The organism is Enterococcus sp. DIV1682a, assembly GCF_051711005.1.
Lineage (GTDB): Bacteria > Bacillota > Bacilli > Lactobacillales > Enterococcaceae > Enterococcus_B > Enterococcus_B hirae.
Genome location: NZ_JBIOLT010000002.1, coordinates 15818 through 37434, shown reverse-complemented (window position 1 = coordinate 37434; position 21617 = coordinate 15818). Strand labels below are relative to the sequence as shown.

21 protein-coding genes and 1 pseudogene are annotated in these 21617 nt (G+C 32.2%); 3 read left to right on the top strand and 19 right to left on the bottom strand.

Annotated features, from left to right (window positions below; genetic code table 11):
- Positions 1–8: 8 nt before the first annotated feature.
- The 5 genes from IGJ23_RS13480 to IGJ23_RS13460 all read right to left on the bottom strand — a co-directional run bounded on the left by IGJ23_RS13480 (position 9) and on the right by IGJ23_RS13460 (position 8932).
- On the bottom strand, positions 9–1055 hold the full coding sequence (locus IGJ23_RS13480) for an FUSC family protein (RefSeq protein ID WP_081115508.1): 1047 nt from the start codon (positions 1053–1055) through the stop codon (positions 9–11).
- Between the two features lie 248 nt (positions 1056–1303).
- Positions 1304–2821, bottom strand: a complete 1518-nt coding sequence (locus IGJ23_RS13475; protein ID WP_438775105.1) for a peptidoglycan DD-metalloendopeptidase family protein — start codon at positions 2819–2821, stop codon at positions 1304–1306.
- Positions 2822–3103 carry a hypothetical protein gene (locus tag IGJ23_RS13470; protein ID WP_081115510.1) on the bottom strand — a complete coding sequence of 94 codons (282 nt, stop codon included), beginning with the start codon at positions 3101–3103 and terminating at the stop codon, positions 2822–2824.
- Positions 3104–3776: 673 nt separating this feature from the next.
- The gene (locus IGJ23_RS13465; protein WP_438775104.1) at positions 3777–7850 is read right to left on the bottom strand and encodes a SpaA isopeptide-forming pilin-related protein; all 4074 of its coding nucleotides are present in this window, start codon (positions 7848–7850) and stop codon (positions 3777–3779) included.
- A 149-nt stretch (positions 7851–7999) separates the two neighbouring features.
- Positions 8000–8932, bottom strand: a complete 933-nt coding sequence (locus tag IGJ23_RS13460; protein WP_368026392.1) for a LysM domain-containing protein — start codon at positions 8930–8932, stop codon at positions 8000–8002.
- A 140-nt stretch (positions 8933–9072) separates the two neighbouring features.
- Between IGJ23_RS13460 and IGJ23_RS13455 the strand changes: the two genes are divergently transcribed.
- Positions 9073–9318, top strand: coding sequence for a hypothetical protein (locus tag IGJ23_RS13455; RefSeq protein ID WP_010720538.1), 246 nt, complete (start codon positions 9073–9075; stop codon positions 9316–9318).
- Positions 9319–9547: 229 nt separating this feature from the next.
- Positions 9548–9826 carry a hypothetical protein gene (locus IGJ23_RS13450; protein ID WP_438775102.1) on the top strand — a complete coding sequence of 93 codons (279 nt, stop codon included), beginning with the start codon at positions 9548–9550 and terminating at the stop codon, positions 9824–9826.
- 238 nt (positions 9827–10064) lie between these two features.
- Here IGJ23_RS13450 and IGJ23_RS13445 read toward each other — a convergent pair whose 3' ends face one another.
- From IGJ23_RS13445 to IGJ23_RS13395, 11 genes and pseudogenes are all read right to left on the bottom strand, one after another.
- Positions 10065–10430: a hypothetical protein gene (locus IGJ23_RS13445; protein ID WP_081115515.1), complete on the bottom strand. Its 366-nt coding sequence runs from the start codon at positions 10428–10430 to the stop codon at positions 10065–10067.
- 18 nt (positions 10431–10448) lie between these two features.
- A pseudogene (locus IGJ23_RS13440) lies at positions 10449–10789 on the bottom strand (DUF5406 family protein).
- 18 nt (positions 10790–10807) lie between these two features.
- Entirely contained in the window at positions 10808–11083 is a 276-nt protein-coding gene (locus tag IGJ23_RS13435) for a hypothetical protein (RefSeq protein ID WP_438775100.1), read from the bottom strand.
- A 386-nt stretch (positions 11084–11469) separates the two neighbouring features.
- Positions 11470–11688 (bottom strand): hypothetical protein, encoded by a 219-nt coding sequence (locus IGJ23_RS13430; protein ID WP_438775098.1) that lies wholly within the window; start codon positions 11686–11688, stop codon positions 11470–11472.
- Between the two features lie 72 nt (positions 11689–11760).
- Positions 11761–11916: a hypothetical protein gene (locus IGJ23_RS13425; RefSeq protein WP_164906918.1), complete on the bottom strand. Its 156-nt coding sequence runs from the start codon at positions 11914–11916 to the stop codon at positions 11761–11763.
- 252 nt (positions 11917–12168) lie between these two features.
- On the bottom strand, positions 12169–12426 hold the full coding sequence (locus tag IGJ23_RS13420; protein WP_128436235.1) for a hypothetical protein: 258 nt from the start codon (positions 12424–12426) through the stop codon (positions 12169–12171).
- An 857-nt stretch (positions 12427–13283) separates the two neighbouring features.
- Positions 13284–13589 carry a hypothetical protein gene (locus IGJ23_RS13415; protein WP_010738086.1) on the bottom strand — a complete coding sequence of 102 codons (306 nt, stop codon included), beginning with the start codon at positions 13587–13589 and terminating at the stop codon, positions 13284–13286.
- A 184-nt stretch (positions 13590–13773) separates the two neighbouring features.
- Positions 13774–15270 (bottom strand): primase C-terminal domain-containing protein, encoded by a 1497-nt coding sequence (locus IGJ23_RS13410; RefSeq protein ID WP_438775097.1) that lies wholly within the window; start codon positions 15268–15270, stop codon positions 13774–13776.
- 555 nt (positions 15271–15825) lie between these two features.
- Positions 15826–16245, bottom strand: a complete 420-nt coding sequence (locus IGJ23_RS13405; RefSeq protein ID WP_081115495.1) for a hypothetical protein — start codon at positions 16243–16245, stop codon at positions 15826–15828.
- Positions 16246–16266: 21 nt separating this feature from the next.
- Positions 16267–17079: a ParA family protein gene (locus IGJ23_RS13400; protein ID WP_081115494.1), complete on the bottom strand. Its 813-nt coding sequence runs from the start codon at positions 17077–17079 to the stop codon at positions 16267–16269.
- A 459-nt stretch (positions 17080–17538) separates the two neighbouring features.
- Positions 17539–17877 (bottom strand): RNA-guided endonuclease InsQ/TnpB family protein, encoded by a 339-nt coding sequence (locus IGJ23_RS13395; RefSeq protein WP_438775096.1) that lies wholly within the window; start codon positions 17875–17877, stop codon positions 17539–17541.
- On the opposite strand from IGJ23_RS13395, the gene IGJ23_RS13390 reads away from it, so the two are divergent.
- On the top strand, positions 17871–17951 hold the full coding sequence (locus IGJ23_RS13390; protein WP_220381293.1) for a putative holin-like toxin: 81 nt from the start codon (positions 17871–17873) through the stop codon (positions 17949–17951). The two genes, IGJ23_RS13395 and IGJ23_RS13390, sit on opposite strands and share 7 nt — an antisense overlap.
- Before the next feature lie 505 nt (positions 17952–18456).
- On the opposite strand, the gene IGJ23_RS13385 is transcribed toward IGJ23_RS13390, so the two are convergent.
- The 3 genes from IGJ23_RS13385 to IGJ23_RS13375 form a co-directional block, all read right to left on the bottom strand.
- Complete coding sequence (locus IGJ23_RS13385) at positions 18457–20664, bottom strand: BspA family leucine-rich repeat surface protein (protein WP_438775095.1); 2208 nt, start codon at positions 20662–20664, stop codon at positions 18457–18459.
- Complete coding sequence (locus IGJ23_RS13380; protein ID WP_438775094.1) at positions 20648–21007, bottom strand: LPXTG cell wall anchor domain-containing protein; 360 nt, start codon at positions 21005–21007, stop codon at positions 20648–20650. The genes IGJ23_RS13385 and IGJ23_RS13380 overlap by 17 nt, the downstream gene beginning before the upstream one ends.
- Positions 21008–21285: 278 nt before the next feature.
- Positions 21286–21480 (bottom strand): hypothetical protein, encoded by a 195-nt coding sequence (locus IGJ23_RS13375; protein WP_438775093.1) that lies wholly within the window; start codon positions 21478–21480, stop codon positions 21286–21288.
- Positions 21481–21617 lie beyond the last annotated feature (137 nt).

Genomic DNA, 21617 nt, shown 5'->3' with positions numbered 1-21617 from the left:
AGCCTCTTTCACAATTTTTTTTGATTTAACAACATTTTTACAAACCAAATTCCCAAAATAGCTAAGCTTACACCTAACAAGTTATAAGTAAACCGCATTGCTAATGTTTGAGGAATTCCATACATCTGACTAGCTATCGTCAACGCACCAATACAATTAAAAACCGTTTTATAACGGTAACTTGAACAAAATCCTAAACAAATACCACCCAATAAACTTAGTATCTCAATTGGTAAATACATGCTTAATAGAATAAAAGAAAATATACCAATAATTGTGCCTAACAAACGATCGGTTGCACGTGTTTTCAAATCAATTATTGAAAATCCATAGCTCGCAAATAAAGAGGAAAAGGCAAACCCAACCCACATGAATCGTTCAAAAGATATATACTGACTAACAGACAATAATAAGCTAATGAAAAATACATAGGAAAATAACCAAATTTTCAATGAAACACTCTTTTCTTTTAAAGCATTGAACATTGTCTTTTTTTTGTGCTTATTGCGATGATTGTGATAAATTATCCACCAAAATATAAGGAAAAAGAGACCAAAGAAAAGAAGACGATCATTCAATAATTTTTTCGTTATTTGTTCTGTTATTGTCGAATAAACAACAAATATATAAGAAAATCCATATAATGACGGATTTCCCATTTTGGGATCACTTAGAGTAGCAATTAGTATTCCTCCTAGTAAAAGGAAGTGCAACAATACTTGCAAAGTAAAATGTGGTAATAAATGGACAAATGGTGCAACAAAAAACGCACCAAAGACAACACTCAAGCCTAAAATTGATTGAGCGTATTTATACCCAAAGTCAACGAATCTTAGACTAAGCATCATACAGAAAAAGACAATAGCATATGACTTATTGGATTCACCAAAAAACTTCGTAGATAAAGCAATCACACAGATAGCAAAACCAACAATTAAAAATGAACGTAAAACTAGGGATAAAAGATATTTTCTACGATCATACTTGGATTTTGTACTTTTTATTTTTTGCTTAAGTATTAAAGGATCTAATTGTAGTAATTGATAAAAAGTCATTCTCTCTACCTCCTTACTAATACTGCTAATTACTTAACTAAATCTAGCAGTTATAAATACTTGAAGTAAGAGTTTTTTGGAAAATAGAGAATACTTATATAATTAATTTTTCACTTACGTAAATCTCTCATATCGACCAAACTAAACTACTATACGTCATACTTCTTTTGCTAATTTTTAATTGTTCAACATAACTTTTTATAATTTTTGTACTCAACTTATTCAGAAAATCAATATTAGAATATTTCTTAGAATAAGATTGTTTCTGGATCAATCAATTGTGATTGGTTTAAACTGTGATCTAAGCATAATTCAAAATGTAAGTGACTACCTGTACTGTTTCCTGTCGAGCCAACATAACCAATAATTTGTCCTTGCTTTACTTTGTCACCAACTTTGACTTGATATTCTTGTTGATGCGCATATAAAGCCGTTGTACCGTCTTCATGCTCGATAGCTACATAATTCCCCCAAGAAGAGTGAAACTCGGCTTTAACGACTGTTCCTGCTTTGCTAGCATAGATTGGCTCGCCTTGTGCTGCTGCCAAATCTAATCCTCTATGAAATTCTCCCCCACGAGTGCCAAATGGACTAGAAATCGTATAGTTTTTCACTGGTACGATATAGCCTTCTTTACTTAACTGCGGCCCTGCTACTTCTTTATCATATGTGGTTAAATCATAGGTCTCGATTAGACCATTTAATTTTTTATCGTAGCTAGTATCTGTCGCATAACGTCCTGTTAGAAATTTTGTAGCTTCTTGATAAGTTTTTGCATTTGACTTCCAAACTCCATCGTAGAAATGGCTATTTCCTGTTAAGCCTTCTTTTAAGAGTTGAGCATAGTCATTTAAGCTATCCTCGTAGTTCTCGTACTGTCTAAAAGTAGCTTGGGTAGTATAAAGTGTTCCATTACCTAAATCTTCTTGTGTCGCAAAAGAGACACCTTTTCCATTATATGTCCCTTTGATTCCAAATAAATTATAATTTGGTGCTTGCGCCAGCTGGCTTTGACCACTCGCTGATTCCAAAATGGCTTGGGCAATCATGACGGAAGCATACAAATCATTTTCTTGTCCAATCTTACGAGCAGATTCGCCAATTTTACGAATAAACGTTTCGACTGACTCATCTTTTTCAAAATGAATGTTTCCTTCGTTATCCTGTGTGCTAGAAGGTACTAGCTCTTGGATTGGTGCAGTTGGTGCTTGATGATAAGCTTTTGACTCTTCTTGCACAGTTGGTTGAGCTTGTGCCTTTGTTTCTACTTTGGATTGCGCATTTTGTTCAGTTGTTGAAGGCTGTGTCGCAACCGATTGTGAAGGAGTGATTTCCGCAGGCTTCGCTGGTTGTGTTGTTCCATGATTGCCCGATTCACTCGGTTTTGTAGTTGGCTGTTCCACAGGAATCGTTTCTGAAGGCTCAGTAGTATCTTGCGTATTATTTTCTGGTTGACTAGAGTCAATCGTACCAGAAGTAGTTGTTTCTGGTTTTGACTCTGTTGTTTGTGAGCTATCTGCCGTAGAGTTAGTCGTCTGATCGTTTGATTCACTTGGTTTTTGTTCAGGTTGTTCAATGGAAGAATCTGTTGTGGTTTCTTCCTTAGTTGTATCTGTACTATCAGTTGTAGAACGATCTGTATTCACTGTCGTTGATTGTTCTGTCGCTACAGTTGATTGTTCTTCGTCTGCTAAAACAGATGGAGTATAGCCAACAACTTGACCTAATAATAATAAAGCAGATAATAGTTTACTCGTTCTCTTCATCTACAAATTTTCTTCCTTTCCTTTATTCAATATAGTTTCTGCAGGAATCTTTTGTCGAATTTGAACCCACCAATAATCTGGTAATCTAGGAACATATCCTTCTTTTTCTGCAATGAACAAACAATTCAAAACGACGGATATACTTAAAGAAAATTCATGATAGTTATCCTTCATTTTGAAAAATAGTTCTTCTGAACATTCTTCACACAGCGTATGATCTTCTACTTGCCAAACGCCTTCTTTTAAGTCAGAAGAAACCTGATTATCACAATTGTTATTCACTTATCGTTATCCTCCTTCATTCTAACCAAAATCTCTCAACAATAAAGTGACTTCACATTTTTTTCAAAAAATTTTTATAAAACTCGCTACTTCCTTTATAAAACCAAATAAGCGATTAGAAATTTTCTAACCGCTTATTTGGTATTCAATTTTTTATTAATTATTTGTGCGACTTACAACGAACAAAATAATACAATATTAGCATAGAAAAAATAAAATTACACTTTAACCATTTTTGTAAAATCTGCATAGCCTTTTTCTGTCCGAGAACGTATCATTGACAGCTTCTTCATAGTAATATGATAATATTCTTCACTTAAGAAGAAAGAAAAGAAATAAAATAAGGGATAGTTTCTTTGCTTAATAATCTCGTCTCCAATAATTAGTTGAATATTAGTTAAATCTCTTCCTTCTTGAAAAACAACTTCTTTATTCTTAATTAACCCACAAGGAAGACACATGCCATACATTCTACATATTACTGGTCTTACTTCGTATATTGAACATTTATATTTTTCTAAAAAGATACATTTTTTTGCTTTCCTTCAAAATACATAGGGGCAGCATATTTTTTTGTAGCATTTTATAATTGTTCAGAAATTTAGAAAACATTTTTCTCACTCTCCTTGAATAAAAATAGAGATAGTCATTTCAACTATCTCTATTTCATTAATTATTTGTGTGATTTACGACGAACAAAAACTACAACACTAGCACAAACAAAAAGAACCAAGCCGATCATACTTATTAGTACGTTGCTTGATTCATTCGTTTTTGGTAAGAATTTAGGCGTTTTGAATGTGACAGTTTGATCTTTATTTTTCAAATCATCTTCTTTACCAACTTCTTTTGTTTTCTCTTTGTCGTAATAAATATAGTGAGTAGCTACCCCTTTTTGACCGTCTTTCATCGTATTTTTTACGATTGGAATATCCACATAAATTGTTTCATTCTCAGCTTTTGCGGTATACGTAGACTCAACAGTTGTAATCACCTTTTTCGTTGCTGGATCAACGTATGGCGTTACGATATAGTACGTATGACAAACTTCTGCGCCTTTGATTTCTACTTTATCACGCAATGTATTATCAACAGTAGGGTCAGCTTCTTTTTTGCCGTCTACGGTTGCTAAAAGTGTGGTGATTTTCATTGGCTTACGTTTATTGACCGCTTTAAGTGAAATCTCTTGCCCATTGGTTTCTGGCGTTACTTCAAAGCTCAAATCGTCTGCATTTGGATAGTACCAGTTTAATGGTTTCGTTTCTTTGAATTTGTATTTTCCAGTTGGTAATTTCTTCACAGCGATTTTTCCATCTTTATCTGTCTTATACGTGTCGATCACTGTTTCTTTTTTACCATCTACACGAATTAATTGGAACTCAACCCCTTCAAGCGGTTTGTTACCTAAGTTATCCGTTTTGATTAGCTCAACGTTTGTATATGCTAATTTGTTTTCAATCTCTTTTCGAGCCATTTTCGTCAAGATTTCTTTATTTTCAGCGTATCCGTCCGCAAATACATGAATATTATGTTCTTTCTCATTGCTTGATGGAACATATTGGAACGTATATTTTGTTTCATCTAATACATGATCTTTCCCAGCGTTCACTTCTTGTAAGTAGTAATTACTTGGAATATTAGGTAAGGTCAATCCTTCAAATGAAAGTTTTCCGTCTTCTACTTTTGCATAAGCAAGAGCATTACCTTCTGGTAAGATATCATAACCAATTTGTAGTCCTTCTTCGCCAACATATAAACCGAACACTTGACCATTTTTCGCATTTTCAAGCTCAATGGTTGGTTTTCCATCTTCCCAACCAGTTACGACTTCTTGTTTCTTATAGCCGTATACATTGATTTTTTGTAATGAGTTTTCAATTTCTACATCAGTCGAAGATAATTCAACCAATTGACCTGCATATTTAATTTCAAAAGGTATTGGTTCTTCCGCCATCACAAAACCACTTGGTGCTTCAATTTCAATTGCTTCATATTTCCCAATATACAAATTAGGATCAGAAAGAGTATCTCCTAAATCATTTGTCACTAATTCAAGATCTTTTCCGTCTTTTTGAACATACTCACCTTTTGCTAAACGAACGGTACCGTCTGGCGTTGTAATGTCTTCTGCCGCACGAACTTTGAATTTGACACCTGCTAAATCCACTTGATCGTATTGAATATCGACATATTTACCATATTCGCCTTCTTTTTCGACAGTAGAGATCCCTTTTTCTCCAGTTTTATGAATTTTCACTTGCCCTTTTTGTGGCATGTTCTTGAACTTAATCGTAATCACACCACCTGCATCAGCTTCAGTTACAGAAAAAACAACTGGTTCAGTCGCAAGCAAGTAACCTTCTGGCGCACGTAATTCACGGATTTCATAACGATTTTTACCAAATGGTAAACTATCACTTGTGACCAATTCCCCTTTGTCATTGGTTTTAAACTCGTCACTGACTTCCAATGAATTAGGAACACGCATTGAAACATAGTCCCCTTTTCCATCATTTGCCCATCGATCCCAAATTTTGAACGTGGTATCTTTCAATGGAATTGTTTTTCCTGTTTCACCATCTACTTTTACTAGGTGTAAACGAGCTTCAATGATTTTATCTTCCAATACCCAGAATAATTTTTGATCTTCTTCCGAAATCGTAAATTCGATTGGATCAATCGTTAGATACCCTTCAGGTGTTTTAGTTTCAGTCATTACATACGAATCATAAGGCAATGTTTTACCTGTACTTGCTTTACCATCTTTATCGGTCGTAATTACTTTGACTGGTTTCCCTGTTGTTTTAGAAGTAATTGTAAATTCTGCCCCTTCTAATTTAGGTTTCACATTATCAGACTTACCAGTCACTTTGTCCATTACTTTTTTTACAAGTGGTTTATCACCGATTTTAACGATTTCTATGCCACCTTTAATCACTTGATCTTTTACAGTCATTGATTGAACTGCAACTTCTTTATCTTGACCAGCATAAGCAATATTCACTGGATATTTTGTTGGATCAATGTTATAGCCTTCTGGCGCTTTAATTTCCTGCACGTAATAATCGTGCATAATTTGCACATTTTCAAAAGAACCAGTGACTTTATCTTCTGATTTTTTCAATGTCACTTCTTTTACTTTTTGACCATTCGTCTCAAACAAGCCATACGCAGCGCCTTCTAATCGGGCCGAACCTTGCGGTTGATTTCCTGTCTCTTTATCTTCTTTAATAAGATCTAAACGACCCACTTGTTTTTTATTTTTGAAAGTTGCCGTAACTGTTTGATTTGCTTCGATTGTGACTGTTTGTGGTGTTTTGTTCAACACATAACCGTTAGCAGCTTGAATTTCCTGAATCGTTACTTTTGTCCCATGAGGAACGTCTTTCAGATCAGCTTCCCCATTTGCATTTGTAATAACTTCTACCTGTTTTCCACCATAAGAAAGTTTGAATTTCGCACCAGAAATAGATTTTCCTGTATCTGCGTCTACTTTTTTAATTTTGACGTTTCCGTTTTTTAGTACTTTTATATTTATATCTGAATATGCTGGATCTCCTATGCCAGCAAAAATTACATCTTGAAGCCAAGACGCTTGATATAAAATTTTAGCCCTTTTAAATGAAGGATCAATTTCATACTTAAATCTAACAAATCCATTAATATTACTACTTGAAGTAGGAGTAACTTTTAAAGTATTTCCAGATTGAGAAATAGTAACATTAGCATTATTATTTAGAACTTTATAATAAGGTAAGGAATTGTTCGAATCCGTTAGTGTCAAAGTCTCTCCTAATTTAATAGTATATGTTTTTCCATCAAATGAAGGCTTTGTATAAAAAGCATTGACTTTTTTCATTACCTCTTTTTTGAATGATTCATAACCCGCTTGGCTTATTCGACCTTGACCACTTAAATCTTTAATATCAGAGGTTGTTACTCCAGTTGTCACTTCTTGAACTAATTTTTCTGTATAAAAAGCATTCACAACTGATTTTTGTTTTTCCCACCCCCAATAAACGACTAAAGAAGCTTTTACATATTTGTCATCAGATACCTCAGAAGTAGTAAAACCAGCATTCGCTCCCCAGTTTAAAGGCGCTCCTGGTTCCACACACCAAAGCATATTGCCATTACCATCTTTTTTAGCATAATAGCCAGTTTCTACATTTCCATTCGATTGTGACCAATGAAAAGCAGAATCACCATAATTAGAGTCAACATAAACAACTCCTGTTCCTCTAGGCATAACAAAAAAAGCACTTCCCAATACTGCTCTCGCTTGTGCTTGGTTTTGTGCTTTAATTAATTCTACTTTTTGTAGTACCTCAAACAAATTAGAACGATACGAAGTCCCTGTCGTACTACGAATTGAACCGTCTTCTAATAATTCATAACCATTATCTGCAAATATTTTTTTCACTTCTTGATTTAATTGATCTTCAGTCTTCGCAGGAACAGGCGTTAATGATTGTCTATTCGCTTGATCTGATTTTTCTGTTTTTCCTTCTATACCTTTGCTTGCAATTTTGTCTTCCTTCTGTTTATCTTCTTGAACAGAAGAATTGGTTATATCTTTGTTTTCTTTTTGAGAATTGCTCTTTTCTACTTGACTACTTTCCGCTTGATTAGATATTTCTGTTTCAGCTAATGCACTTAATGGTTGACTAATAACACCAGATAAGCTCAATAAGAGCATAAAAACAGTTACTTTTTTCCGTATCTTATTAAATTGATTAAACTTCATCTATACTTTCCTCCCTATAATTTTTTATCAATTTAACAATACAATTAGTAATTCATTGAAATCACCTCTTAAAATAAACATAAAAAAAGAAGAAATAACTTATCGTCATTCCTTCTTTACTAACAAAAAAATTACTATTTTAAATTATCTTAGTAAAAATCAATCGAGAATTTTTCAGAACCATCACTATAATCAATAGTAATCAATTTATATCCTTTAATACTTAAATCATTCGCAGCTTTTTCATCAGCAAATTTATTTGCTTCTTCTGGAGTATCAAACACTTTTCCACTATTTCCAATGTATCCACTCACAATCGTTGGAGCTTGTGGCTTACTTGGAGTAGTTGTTCCAGTATTTCCGCCTGTTGATCCTGAACTACCTGTGTTTCCTCCGCTTGGTTTATTGCTAGGTTGTAAAGGTGTTGTCGTACTTCCACTATTTCCTGGAGTTGAAGGGGTTGTTTGTCCTCCACCAGTATTTCCACCTATCGAACCATTTTGATTACCATTATTATTTGGTTGACTTGGTTGTGTTGGTGTTTGAGTTGTGCCACCGTTATTTTCTGGCGTGCTTGGCGTTGTTGTTCCTGTATTTCCAGTTGTTTGACCGCCAGTTTGTGTATTACCTGTTACTGTGTTATTAGTTGAAGGTGTTGTTGTGCTTTGAGTTGCTGAATTTGTTGTATTATTGCTTGTTGTACCTTGTACTGGTTGTCCAACTGGTTGGTTTGCAACTACTTTATCTTCATTTTGGATTACTGATTGTGCAACTGTTTCTCCTTTGTTATTCTGAACAGTTGCTACATTGCCATCAAAAACTAGTTTATTGCCTGCGTAGATTAAGTCTACATTCGCAATTTTGTTCATATCTGCTAATTTTTGTACAGAAATGTTTGTTGCTTGACTGATTCCACTTAGCGTATCTCCCCAAACGATTGTATATTCGTTACCTTTCATATCTGCTTTGATTTGTTCCACAGTACGTGGTGTCCATTCTTCTGCATTTACTTTCTCGTGAGCAGTTGCTAACGCAACTCCACCAATAGTTGCTCCAAATGCAAGTACTCGTAATAATTTCATGTTTCGTTCCTTCTTTCATTTTATTTTATATTATATTTATATAATATAATTACAACCATTTTAGATTAGATTTTTTAATTTTTTTCATTTATAATATCTTTAGTATAATTTTTATTAATTAATAGAATAAGGAGAGAACTATGGATACTAAAGACATTAATGAAATAAAGCAATGGATGAATAATAATCTTGTTACTAAACAAGAAGCTCTAAAAATTACTGGACAATCTGCTCAAGGATTTCAACAATCTGTTCGTACTAATATGATTGATCCCTTCTATGAGAGCAAGGATGGTAAAGGTCCTTCCATTGTACGCTTGTATTTAAAAAGCGACATAGAAGCCTACGCTAAACAATTACAAGCGAAGAAGCAGAAACACCAATAAGTCGTTTCTGCTTCTTTATCGAAAAAACAATTCAATATGGAGAAAACTATTATGAAGAAAAAATCCCTCATAATCTTATCACTCAGTATCGTACTGATATCTGTACTTATCATTGCTTTTTCTCTGTTTAGAAAAACAGAAACAAATAGTTCCGTAACCACCACAACCTCTAGCAGTGTGATTAGTAATTCTAATTATCCTTCGCTAAGCGAACTAAAAAAACTTCAAGGTGCTGATATTCAAGATTTGGGAAAAACTCAAATTAGTACTTTTTAAAGATAAAAACATTGCTATTCTATCTCCCGAATCAGGAGAAGAAATCCAATTACCTATCAAAGTAACGAACAAAAAGAATAATTTGTTTGAGATTCCAGAACTGAAATATGCTTCTAAATCTTTGAAAATAGGTGATTTTTTTGGATTAGCAAGAAAAGATAAACAATACTTTACTTACCAAATAAATACCTTATTAGTTTCTGTTGGAAATACTTTTTTAGAATTAATATAACAAAAGAATTATATCAAACTTACTTGTTATTTAGTTCGTCATATTCATAATTGTACGTTTTAAATTCATAATCGTATCAAATGTACGAGGGAAAAAAACTCGTACATTCATTTAGAGAATTTGAAGAAATATTACTTACCTATTTTCCTACCAAAATTTCTCTTATATACTTTTTGTTTATCGTGAAAAAGAAATAACATAAAACCTACTAGTACTAAAAAAATTAGAAAATAGCCATTCATACGATCATTCGTTCCTTCCTTGTTCTTTGTTGATATATATGGATAACTGCATTTGCTAACTCGAATTGTCGTTGTTTCCAATTCTTTGGATCTCGACACCAGTTCACAAATTCACTACTCGTATACAAATAGGAACTATCAAAAATTTCTTCAAACATTGTTGCTAGTTCAATTTCATCTGACTCAGCTGTAACAAACAAATACAAATCTGAAAATGTTATTCCTTTGGAAAGATAATTTGCAAAATATTCGATTCTTTCTTGTACAAAACTTGGAATTTTAGATTCAGTCAATTCCTTTTCATATTCTTTCCTCAACCGAAATGTAGTTAAAGAAACTGTGCTAATTTTGTTTATTTTCATTGTCTATTCCTCTATTCTCTATTTTTCTTTATCTGCTACAAAATCAATAATTTCAATACCAACAATATATTCGCTCAATATGACCAAGCATCTTCTACAGATAATTCGTCTCCTTTATCGTTCGTAAGAGTCATTTTGAACCACTCATTGCCTTCATCATCTTCAGAAAGCAATCCAAACCCAACTGGATTATCAATCAATGGTTGATCGTACAAATCATCCTCGTCTCATGCTAAAACATCTAATCCTTTACAGTTTCCACCTTTTCTAAACATTACAAATCCTTTATAATCCCAACGTTGAAAAGAAACTTTAACAGTATGTTTTCCCCATCGAATATTAGGATCATAATTTTTCATCTGCTGTATCCTCCTCTTTTATGACACAATCAAATATTGACGTGATACGCCTTCTTCAAAATGATAATAGACTTTCACTCGTTCAAATCGTTTCAAAAGACCAAAAAAACAACGTTTTTCTTTTGGTGAAAAATGTGCAATATATTGACTTACTGGAAGCTGACGATCTTTTCCTTGACTAATTTCAGCTAAAATCTCTTTCTCAAAACGACGAATGAGTTTTCTTTCTTCCCGTAAATCAGTTCTTCGAATAAAAGCATCTACCAAAGGACTGTAATGATATTTTGTACTCACACCATTGCCTTCTTTCCAGGAAGTACAAGAATAACTAATTACTCAAAAATTTTTTTCGCATGAATCCATTCATGGGCTTCTGTTTGGCTTTGACAGGAATAATATACATGTCCGGTATATTTCCCCATAACCTTTACCATAGACATTGACTCCTTCTCTTAATTAATTTTCTCGAAATACTTTACATATAACATATTCGTTATCGATTATTCGCTCTAAAGAATCACAAGGATAGATTCTCTTTTTGTTTTTCTTTTGGTCTTCCTTTACGATCCACTGAAGTTTTTGAATCGTTTCTTCACTGACCGCCATCTTGATCCTTTTTTCTTTGTTTCCATCAGGTGTCCCTTTCTTTACTAGTAGGTGTCTCCTCTATTTTTCTAAACCTAAACAGTTCGCAATTTCAACATTCGGACAACCTGACCGTTTTGAGTGACATAATTTGGAAGAATCGCCTGACTTCTTGATAATTCCGCTAATAATTGACGATAACGTCTTTCTGACCATTTCTGTCTTCTTTGTTGCAGAGAAACATATTCAGCCATCGAAATTTCCTTACGTTTTCCAGATTCTAAAAAACAAATCAATCGTTGAATTTCCGTCATTTGAACGCCTCCTAATAAAAAATTCCTCTTGTTTACAAGTAAATCAAATAAAACAAAATATAGTGTTCGTTGTTAGGGAAAACGATAACCTGGCATGTTAGGTAAATGCTCAACCTGTGAACCACAAATCACACGAAATGTACCAAGTATCAGAAATCCTTCTGCTAACAGATAGTTACCGAAGTAACCCTTACCTGCGCTACTTATTTCTCCGCAACTTGTCCTCACACAATCTTCCCAAAGGTTCACTACGCCTTCAGGTACTGTCCTTCCAAACACGACCGTAGATTAGACAGCAAGAATATCTACGACTAGCAAGAAAACATTCTTATCTCCTTCTAAATCTTTTACACCTCCTAATTTAGAAAACAGACGGTTTTCTTACCCCCTTAAACTGTGTTCTTTTTATTCAATTTTCAAGGACCAAGGGTGTTCACAAGTAAAGAGATTTACTTGCAAACAAGAAAAATCTTTCCGTTCTTACATGTATTTTGTCTTGTAAGGTTTCTCCAGAAACAAGAGTCCTTCTCGCTTCTTTTTACGCTTTGCAATCACTTGATAATTCACACCAACAACCGTTCGAGTGGAACGATAAAGCATAGAAATTGGTCGAATTTGCTTTGATTGACGATTAATAAATCGTCCGTCCCCTAAATTAGCCCAAACACTGTTGTTATAAAGCTTAATTGTAATTGCTTGACGTTTCAGATCCTCAACTGTACAAAATTTTCCAAACATTGTTTCCTCCACTTCAAAAGTCTCAAACTATTATTGTTCCACTTGTTGTTGAACAATGTGGAACCCAACAAAAAAAGAGAGAAACTAGCTACTACCTCCAAAGAAGCAATAACAGTCTCTCTCTTTCTTAACTACAGAATCTCGCTTAAAACACGACAATAAAGCAACAGTACAACTAAAAAAATTTTTAGATACACTGCACCATAAAAGAAAAAAAACTACAACAAGTATAAAATACAAGATTGTTCATTGACTTAATTTTATGGTATTATTGTTCGTGTTGCAGGGAAACCTGTAACTCAAAAAGGAGTAGCACCGTTATCGAAGCTAACGGTCGGGGTAGAAATCTATGACCTTTGAAAGAGTTGGCGCTCTTTCTCAGCGAGATTTCTAAACCACTCCTTTTTTTGTTGGGCTCTACATTGCACAACAACGCATCACAACAAAAAAAGTATATTTACTTTTAAATTCATTCTAATTTGAAAATTTCTAAAAAAACGATAACATATTCATTCACAATCTGCAAATAAATTCATCATTTTATTTTTCTCCACTTCCAAAAAGTCGATAACAGTAGACTTTCATCCTCCTTTACTCACAAAATCATTTACTCATGAATGAACAGCTGCTCAATCAATTAACAAAAGATAATAAATCGTTTTTTAGTAAAAATCTTTACAAAAAAAGCATAGCACAAAACTAAAACAGGAACAAACGTTCTTTTTGATCCTTTTATTTACGATTTTGAAACCAAAACCAACGATTATGATTTTATCTAATAGATTTCTAATTACGATATATGATAAAATAAACAATTCTATTTGTAATAATTGTAATATAATAAAATTTATCAAAAATCAATCTAAGCGTTTTTTCACTTTCTTTCCCTTCTTGAATCCTACACGTTCACGATAACAATAATAGTCTTCTTGTAGCTTCAACAACTCTTCATAGATTTCCCCCATATTATGACTAGAAGCCAAGGACAAAGCATAAATAAACGACGCAGGCAACGTCTCTACCGAACGCTCCCTTGTTACCCAACTAGCCACCGTACCTTGATTAAAGCCATAAAGTTCACAAAACTGCTCCACTGGCATACCTAAATACCGCAAGATATACACATTTACCGCATGAGAGTACACATACAACTTCATAGACATAAAAACCCCTCCTTCAGATAGCTGCCCATCATTACATACGTAATAATAACATATAACTAGCAAAATAATTAAAGAGAAACAGCAAAAGACCAAGAGACACTCTCAGACATAACTAAATAGACTAAGGGAACCGCTAGAAGTATCAAAGATATATTGTAAAAGGCAATTGGCGTCTTTTATTTTTTCAACCTGTATCGACTTCAAATAGCCTGATTTCTTTGGCTTCTTTCTCAGGTAGGAGCTGGTGAATTGTACTTGTCCATTCATCGATTGTTAGCTTAAACTGCGCAATGATTCCTTGAATAAAGGCTTCTTTTTCTTCTTTCTTCGCTTGGATCAAACTTGTGAATAATACACGTACTGAAGCAAGTAAAAGTCCGCCACCACGCCCTTTTTTGACATTGTAGAATACTTTGTGTTCTTGCTTTAAGGAACTTAATGCACGATCCAGACTTCTTAAAGGCATGTTCAATTGTTCCGCCAATTCTTTTTTGGACAGTTTTAAATAAGGCATACGAAGATCACTTTTTTCGCTCAAATAACGCATGATATCTTCTTGCCATTCCTTTTTATGACTGTATTGGCGTTGCTCACGTGATTTCTTAAACTTCCACCAACCACGACGTTGGATAAACAACTCGTTTTCTTGAATATCCGAAGCTACCCATTCCTGGCATAATTCTAAAACAAAGTCACGATTGGCTGCTTGATAATTTCCAGAATACGCACTTTTGACAATCTTTCGCACTTCACCTTCAGACAACGGTTCATTTAAGCGTTCGTTAAATTCAAACATGTTATACTCACAAGTTTCTTGTCCGTAACCAGAAGAATAATAAGCCAAAGAGAGTGTAAAAATCACGTTATTGCGTCCTAATCGACCTTCTCCCCCAATAATGTTTGCTTTTCGTAGTAACAAATCAAACCACGGTTCATCAACTTGGCGATACTCTTTTTTCTCAGGAAAAACAATCAATTTCGCGTTTCTTTCTGCTTCAGTTTTTTGGTTAGATGCCATTTTCATTGACCAATTCAACCAATCAGAAAAAGAATATTGATTTTCTAGCTCACAAAATACAATATTTTGTTTGTTTGGGAATCGAGCAATTCCAAAATGGTTACAACCTACATCAATACCTGGTAACTGATTAGCCAATTGTGTCCGAATCGTTGTAGAAATACGTTTTGCCACTTCAATTACTTTAAAATTACTATTTTTCGTCACATAAGCAGGTGTTTTTAATACAAAATAGACTTGATAACCTTGCTCTGATTCTAAAATGAGCGTTGGCATATACCCTAATTCATCCACACAAGCTAAGAAAATCTCTCCTTGATGATTTTCTTTAGAATCAATATCCACGACAAAAGTATTGATTTGACTAATATTTTTCTCCGAATGCCCTTTAACGATTGAACGATTTTCGTCCGCATAAGTTCCATAGCGATAAACATTTGGTGTCCAATGAGTCAGTTTGGATTCATTTTCTAAAATCGCTTCTTCAGACGTAATAACCATGCCACGCCCTGCATTCATCAATTGTTTACTGCGGTACGCAAAGATAGTACCATTCCTGCTGGTATTCTCATACCCGACAGGCTTCATGGTGCTGTTTCGATATTTGTATGTACGAATGCCTTGTTTTAACAAAGCACTGTAGAATTGATCTAAGTTTTCCATCCTAAAATTTCCTCCGAATTGTATTGAAAAAGAGAACACATGGCAATTCTAAAACTTGTTCTGTGTTCTCTTTCAATATTCGGCTTAAATTTCTGTAAAAACCTAGAAAAATATCGCTTTATCTATTGAACTGCTCGCTCTAAATGTGCTATAATTTAAACACATTTGTAAAACAAATAAGTGGTTTATCAGACCGCTTAATTTATTTATTGAGACGAGCGCGAACACATGAGTCTGTTTCATGTGATTCAGAAATAATTGATTCGATCAAAATCAATTATTTCCGTCTCTTTTTTGTATGCTTAATTTATTTGAATATAACAAAATTGTAATTGTTGTTCAAGTACGACTTTTCTAAAGGTATAAGTTATAAGTAAATAAATACAGAATAAGTTATTCCTTTTATATCATTAAAGTATAACTTATTCTTTTTATATCTAATAAAAAAAGGCTTAATATCAATATATAAATTAATTTCATTAAAGTATAACTTATTCTTATAATTATAAAAACAAGGTATAAGTTATACTTTAATTTTTTTGGTAATCAAAAAAATTATAGTTTTTCAAAAGCTTTTTTGATTTCAAAACGCAAATGTTCTTCCTTAGAAACACCAAGTTTTTGAGTAATATAAGCTTCTGCCAATGTATCTATTAATTTTTCAAATGTGATTCTTCCTTTTACTGATTGTAGTTCTTCTACATAATCTTGCATTACATTTAATTTTGACTCTAGTGCTGGAGATATTTTTTTTGGCTTTGTAACTTTATATCTGTCATCAGTAATTTCTACAGGACGGCCTCTTTTTTTGCTTGTATTAGGAAATGACTTTATCTTTTTGTTAAAAAGTGTTTGTTCAAAATCATTTTCGCGATTTATTGAAACTGATTTTTTCTTCTTATTTCCAGGTTGCAATAATCCAGAATACTCTGTATCAAAATCTATATCAATATCAAAAGTTTTTCTTTCACTCATATTTTACTCACATCCCTATAGTTATTCTTCAAAAATTTTTCTACGAATTTCTAATTCTGCTAATATTTTAATAAAAGTTTCATGTGCTCGATAATCCCATTGATCGTAATTTCCATTTCTGTACTTTTTTAATGATATCCCTTCTCTTGAATAGCGCTTTAGTCTTGTTTGAAAATTAACTATATTTTGAGACACAGCAGATCCATATAAATTTATTGCATCAGACAAAACATTCTTATCTAAATCATTATTTGGTTCAAGCATACATGCGATTATAGAAATAACTTCAAGATCAATATTATACTTATTTATCATAAATTTTTGATATCCAATATATTTTCCTATACCATCTAAAGATTCTTCCTGTGTCTGAAAAGCAATAATGCTATAATCTGAAGCTGCCATAGCATTATCTGAATAAGCACTAATAGTAGGGGGAACATCAATAAAAATAGCATCGTATTTATCCTTAATCGGTACTAAAAGCTTTTCCAACACCATAATTTGATCCTTTTCATCTTCATAATTTGTAATTACATAATTTGAAAACGATCTAAAACTTGTGTCACATGCGATTAAATCTAAATTTTCCATAATAGGAGTAATACAAACAGATAGATCATTTTCATTAATTCCATTTACGATAGTTTTTTCAATATGTTTCATATTTACAGTCCGAGCTAAAATTTGAGAAGCATTTGCCTGTGGATCAATATCAATTACTAATGTCTTTTTCTTATTAATTACAGCATTATCAAAAGCTAACATTGTAACAATTTTAGTTTTTCCAACGCCTCCTTTAAAATTTCCAACTGTATAAGTAGTTGCTGCCATTTGTTTACCCTCTTTCAACATATTCTATATTTAAAGTATAAGTTATACTAAGATTTTAATCAATATTTTTTTATACTTTAAATTAAAATACTGATATTATAGTAATAATAGTCATTAAAAAAGGTATAAGTTATACCTTTTTAATAAAAATACTTTTACCTATCATTAGCAATTACTTCGAAACACTATGGGAAAATGGGGATTAGCGCTTCTCTTGAAGCTGGAAAATTTTTCGAAAATTATTTTCTTATGTTGTTTTCCTATTCCCGTTGCCAAAAATCTATAAATATTTCTAACCAACTATTAAACTTGTCAGATTTATGTTTATTTCCTGTTTCTACGTGTCCGATTTTTCCACTTGCTCGTTACTCTCATTTGCTATAACACTCCGCAAGCATTAATTCGGATACAATGAATCCGTATCTATATTTCCGTTTCAGTAGAAGATCGTAGATTACATTACACACTATAACTAGCTAGATTCACACTTGCATTATAATCTCTACCCGCTGTATATCCATATTTATCACAATGGTACGTGTGGACTGATAATTTTAAGTCTACTTTTTTATGCCCACATTCATGGCATAACTTAGAACTTGGATAGAACTTATCTGCTTCCACTAATTCAATGCCATAATCCTCACACTTGTATTGAAGTTGGCGTTTGAACTCATAGAATTTTTGTTGTGAAATTGATTTAGCTAAGTGCTTATTTTTCATCATTCCTTTTACATTCAATGTTTCTACTATGTGTGTAAGTATCAAGTCTAGGAAAAGGAGAGCCTTAATTGTCATTGTTTGAGGCACTACAGCTAATGATTGCATTTGCAATATTAGTTTTAGCTATCAAAAATGACAATAAAAAATAAACCCTCTAACTTCACTTTGGCAAGCAGTTAGAGGGGCATTCAAACTATTTAATACAGCCACCATCTTTTTAAGGGTTCTACAAGGGGATATATTTACGCATAGCCTCTTTTTCTTATGCTAAGTATGGCAAAGTAAGGCAAGATTTGCAAATACATTGAAAAAGTATATCATGCTCGTAAATATGCTGTTGTTGTTCGATAAAGCTATTGCTTGAGATCTATGTCCAACAACTACTTCAGCAAATCCATCTTTTACTCCATGTAGATCTACTAATAATATTTTTTTATCTTTTACTAAAGTAATAGCTTGATCAGCTACTTCTCTAAAATATAAAAAAGTTTAGTTTAACTTCTGATAAATGTTTTCTATTGATTTTAGGTTTATAGAACTTCCTCAACACATTTTCTTTTTGATCTTGGTTTAATTAATAGGAATGATTATTACAGAAAAATAATAAACATAGAAATACATCCATTTAATCAGGATATATTTCTATGTTTGCATTTAAGGGGCAGTTACTAAATTCCATGTTACTGTAGCAGAGTAGTTTCCTACCTCTATATTTTCGACATTTGGTAATATCAAAGAGACATCCCCTAAATTATAGTCATAAACTCCATTTAAGTGTTTATTTGGTACATTACTCATTAATGTACTATCTACAGTTGTGATCTTAGCATTATTTGTGCCTGTGACGTCACTGCATTCTTGTAAATCTGTTGATGGATTATAAGCATTTACTCCATTATTTATATTCTGTTTAACATTAGAGGTACCTGTAGTTTGTAAGTAGGCATTATCTATGGATCCTTCAGAATTCCAAGTAAGTTTTGCATCCAACCTCCATGGTGTAGTTGAATCTTCTTGATCTCGTATTCCTATATTAAATGTACTATTTTTTGTTAAAGGAATAGATTGTTCTCCAGAGTTTTTTAAAGCTACTTCTCCTGTATTAAATGAAGAAGGTATATAAATCATGGATAATGCAGCAGATGATGGAATTTTTTTATTATCACTAGAAGTATTTGGATCATCCATCCATTGTGCGGTATATTCTGTATTTAATAGATCTAAGACACTACTTGCTTGATCAGGATTGGTTCCCGAAATTTTCCAATTTAGAAACCCTGTATCTTGTTTTGTTGGAGTGTTTTCTGTTACCCACTGTTTAAAATTAGACACATTTAATATAGGATCATTTTGGTCCACAGCGCAATTTTTTATATAATACAGATTTGATTCGCCATTTGAAAATGTCCCTCCATTAGCGTTTAAAAATGGTGAATTTACTAGCTTTCTAAAATTTGAAGTATAATCATAATTAAGCAGTGGTTGAGCTTTATTTTTATCCACTATAACCAACAAAGGAGTATACTTTTCAGAACTATGTTGAGTGAACATATAATCAGTACTTGTATCATCAGTTAATGTAGCATTTGATAAATTAATAAAGCTTAATGTAGGACAACCATAAAACATTCCTGTCATATCAGTTACTTTAGCAGTATCAAAACTTGAAAGATTCATACTAGTTAAGTTAGAACAATCCTTAAACATATAACACATGTTTGTAACGTTGTTTGTGGGAAAAATAAATGTTGGTGAAGATAACTTAGTACATCCTTCGAACATAAAACCCATATTTGTAACTTGATTTGTGTTTCTTAAATTTATTTTATTTATGAAATTATCATCTATGTTAGCACAGCCAGCAAACATATGGCTCATATTTGTTACATTAGAAGCATCAAAATTGAAATCTATAGTATTTTTACTATTTAAACTACTACATCCATTAAATAAATATTGCATATCAGTGACGTTACTAGTGCTAAAATTACTACCAAGTATAAATGTAAGTCCCAATTGAGAGCAACCATCAAATGTATAAGACATATTAGTTATATGTGAAGAGGTGGGTAAATACATATTTTGTAGCTGGTTACAGTTTTGAAATGCATTTGACATATCTGTTATTACGGCTTGATGAGCACCTGAATCTGCCTCTAAACTTAATCCCTGTAGATTGGCTTGCTGTAAATTTGTAGCTCCTTTAAATGCAGAATGCAAAGAAGGATGGGATGCACTATCAAATAATCCTACTGATGATGTAGTATTTCCATAAGTTCCATTTACAAATGTGATACTAGTTATTTGTTTATATTTATCATTCCTTAGAAAATAATCTGAACTCTCTTGATTCATGTTTCGAATGAGAATGTGATAATTACCCTTTGAGGTACTTAATCTTCCTGGTATAGTGATATTAGTGTCACTGCCCTTGTAATAGTTTAAACAAATAAAGTCGTTTCTTGTGGTATAGTCCCAATTTTTCAACCATTCATTTCCCATCTCAATGGTCCATTGCTGTCCATCTACTATCGTAGGTTCAATAGTTTTTTTGGGAGATACACTTCGCTCTTCATCATTTTTATCTGTATTATTTTTTTTTATAGATGGTTCTTGTGTGATTTCAGTAGTCTCTATTCCAGAAGAACAGGAAGTACTTGTTTCTTTTTGATCATTTGTTGAATTATTATTTTTTGATGAACTTTCCAAATTATTATCAGAACTTAAGCTAGTGTTTGTATTACTTGATATTTCTTCCGTAGAACTTATTTTTTCTTCTGCTAAAACAGGTAAATTTGGTATCCAACTAATAAGGAAACTTGAAACAAAAACTATTAGTATTTTTTTACGTATATTTTTCATCGATGGTTCTCCTTTTTGATAAAACAATATAAAATAAACTAAAACTAACCAATAATATTCCCAATAATGGAGTGAGTATACTCAAAGAATCATTTGTCTTTGGCAACTGTTTAGCAATTTCAATTTTTTTATCAGATTTATTTTTATTTACATCAGATTTATTTTTATCTATATTGGAAGTAGTTGGATTACCAGGTAGTAATTCAGGCATAATTTTACGTATAAAATTTACTGAAACGGTGGTTGTTTGATAGTCATCTGCAAATATAGGAGATGAGGCTCCAACACAGACAATTGATATAAATAATAAGATTATCCAACGAGCAAATTGTTTTTTATACATTAAATCTCCCCTCCTTTAAGTAACTTCTGTACTTTTAAGTTAATTTTATTTTATCTTGTATTATTTTATGTGAAATTTTTTTTTTTATTCTTGTATAAAAAAATTATGTAGTATTAAAAGATATTCTAAATGAAAATATTATACGATATTAGGAATAAACAATATTAACCTCTTAATAATTAAATATTTGTAGATCTATTTTTGAGTTTAAATAATATAAAAAAGAAAAAATCTCAGAATAAAAAAATATATTTTTTTATTCTGAGATCAAAATATTATTAATAAGTTATAACTATATTTTTAAGATCATGTATAACCTCATTGTATACAGATTTTTCAGCAATTAAAGATTCTTTAGTAATTCCATATTGTTGTAGCTGTAATTTATTTTCTGAATCATGTATTAGTGTATTAATGTATTCAGATGAGGATTGATATTTTTCTATCAGCTCTGATATATAGTCAATATTCATAATATTACCTCCTAATTATTTTATTTATAAGTGAGATATTAAAAATAAGGATAATTAAATTCACTACGATAGAAATTACCATATAACTAAGAAGAAAAAATTTTAAAATTTTATATTCAAAATAAAATATCATGTGT

Coding starts and splice junctions, on each gene's coding strand:
- IGJ23_RS13480 (WP_081115508.1), bottom strand. CDS start 1,055: ATGACTTTTTATCAATTACTACAATTAGATCCTTTAATACTTAAGCAA.
- IGJ23_RS13475 (WP_438775105.1), bottom strand. CDS start 2,821: ATGAAGAGAACGAGTAAACTATTATCTGCTTTATTATTATTAGGTCAA.
- IGJ23_RS13465 (WP_438775104.1), bottom strand. CDS start 7,850: ATGAAGTTTAATCAATTTAATAAGATACGGAAAAAAGTAACTGTTTTT.
- IGJ23_RS13460 (WP_368026392.1), bottom strand. CDS start 8,932: ATGAAATTATTACGAGTACTTGCATTTGGAGCAACTATTGGTGGAGTT.
- IGJ23_RS13455 (WP_010720538.1), top strand. CDS start 9,073: ATGGATACTAAAGACATTAATGAAATAAAGCAATGGATGAATAATAAT.
- IGJ23_RS13445 (WP_081115515.1), bottom strand. CDS start 10,430: ATGAAAATAAACAAAATTAGCACAGTTTCTTTAACTACATTTCGGTTG.
- IGJ23_RS13430 (WP_438775098.1), bottom strand. CDS start 11,688: ATGACGGAAATTCAACGATTGATTTGTTTTTTAGAATCTGGAAAACGT.
- IGJ23_RS13420 (WP_128436235.1), bottom strand. CDS start 12,426: ATGTTTGGAAAATTTTGTACAGTTGAGGATCTGAAACGTCAAGCAATT.
- IGJ23_RS13415 (WP_010738086.1), bottom strand. CDS start 13,589: ATGTCTATGAAGTTGTATGTGTACTCTCATGCGGTAAATGTGTATATC.
- IGJ23_RS13410 (WP_438775097.1), bottom strand. CDS start 15,270: ATGGAAAACTTAGATCAATTCTACAGTGCTTTGTTAAAACAAGGCATT.
- IGJ23_RS13405 (WP_081115495.1), bottom strand. CDS start 16,245: ATGAGTGAAAGAAAAACTTTTGATATTGATATAGATTTTGATACAGAG.
- IGJ23_RS13400 (WP_081115494.1), bottom strand. CDS start 17,079: ATGGCAGCAACTACTTATACAGTTGGAAATTTTAAAGGAGGCGTTGGA.
- IGJ23_RS13395 (WP_438775096.1), bottom strand. CDS start 17,877: ATGACAATTAAGGCTCTCCTTTTCCTAGACTTGATACTTACACACATA.
- IGJ23_RS13385 (WP_438775095.1), bottom strand. CDS start 20,664: ATGAAAAATATACGTAAAAAAATACTAATAGTTTTTGTTTCAAGTTTC.
- IGJ23_RS13380 (WP_438775094.1), bottom strand. CDS start 21,007: ATGTATAAAAAACAATTTGCTCGTTGGATAATCTTATTATTTATATCA.
- IGJ23_RS13375 (WP_438775093.1), bottom strand. CDS start 21,480: ATGAATATTGACTATATATCAGAGCTGATAGAAAAATATCAATCCTCA.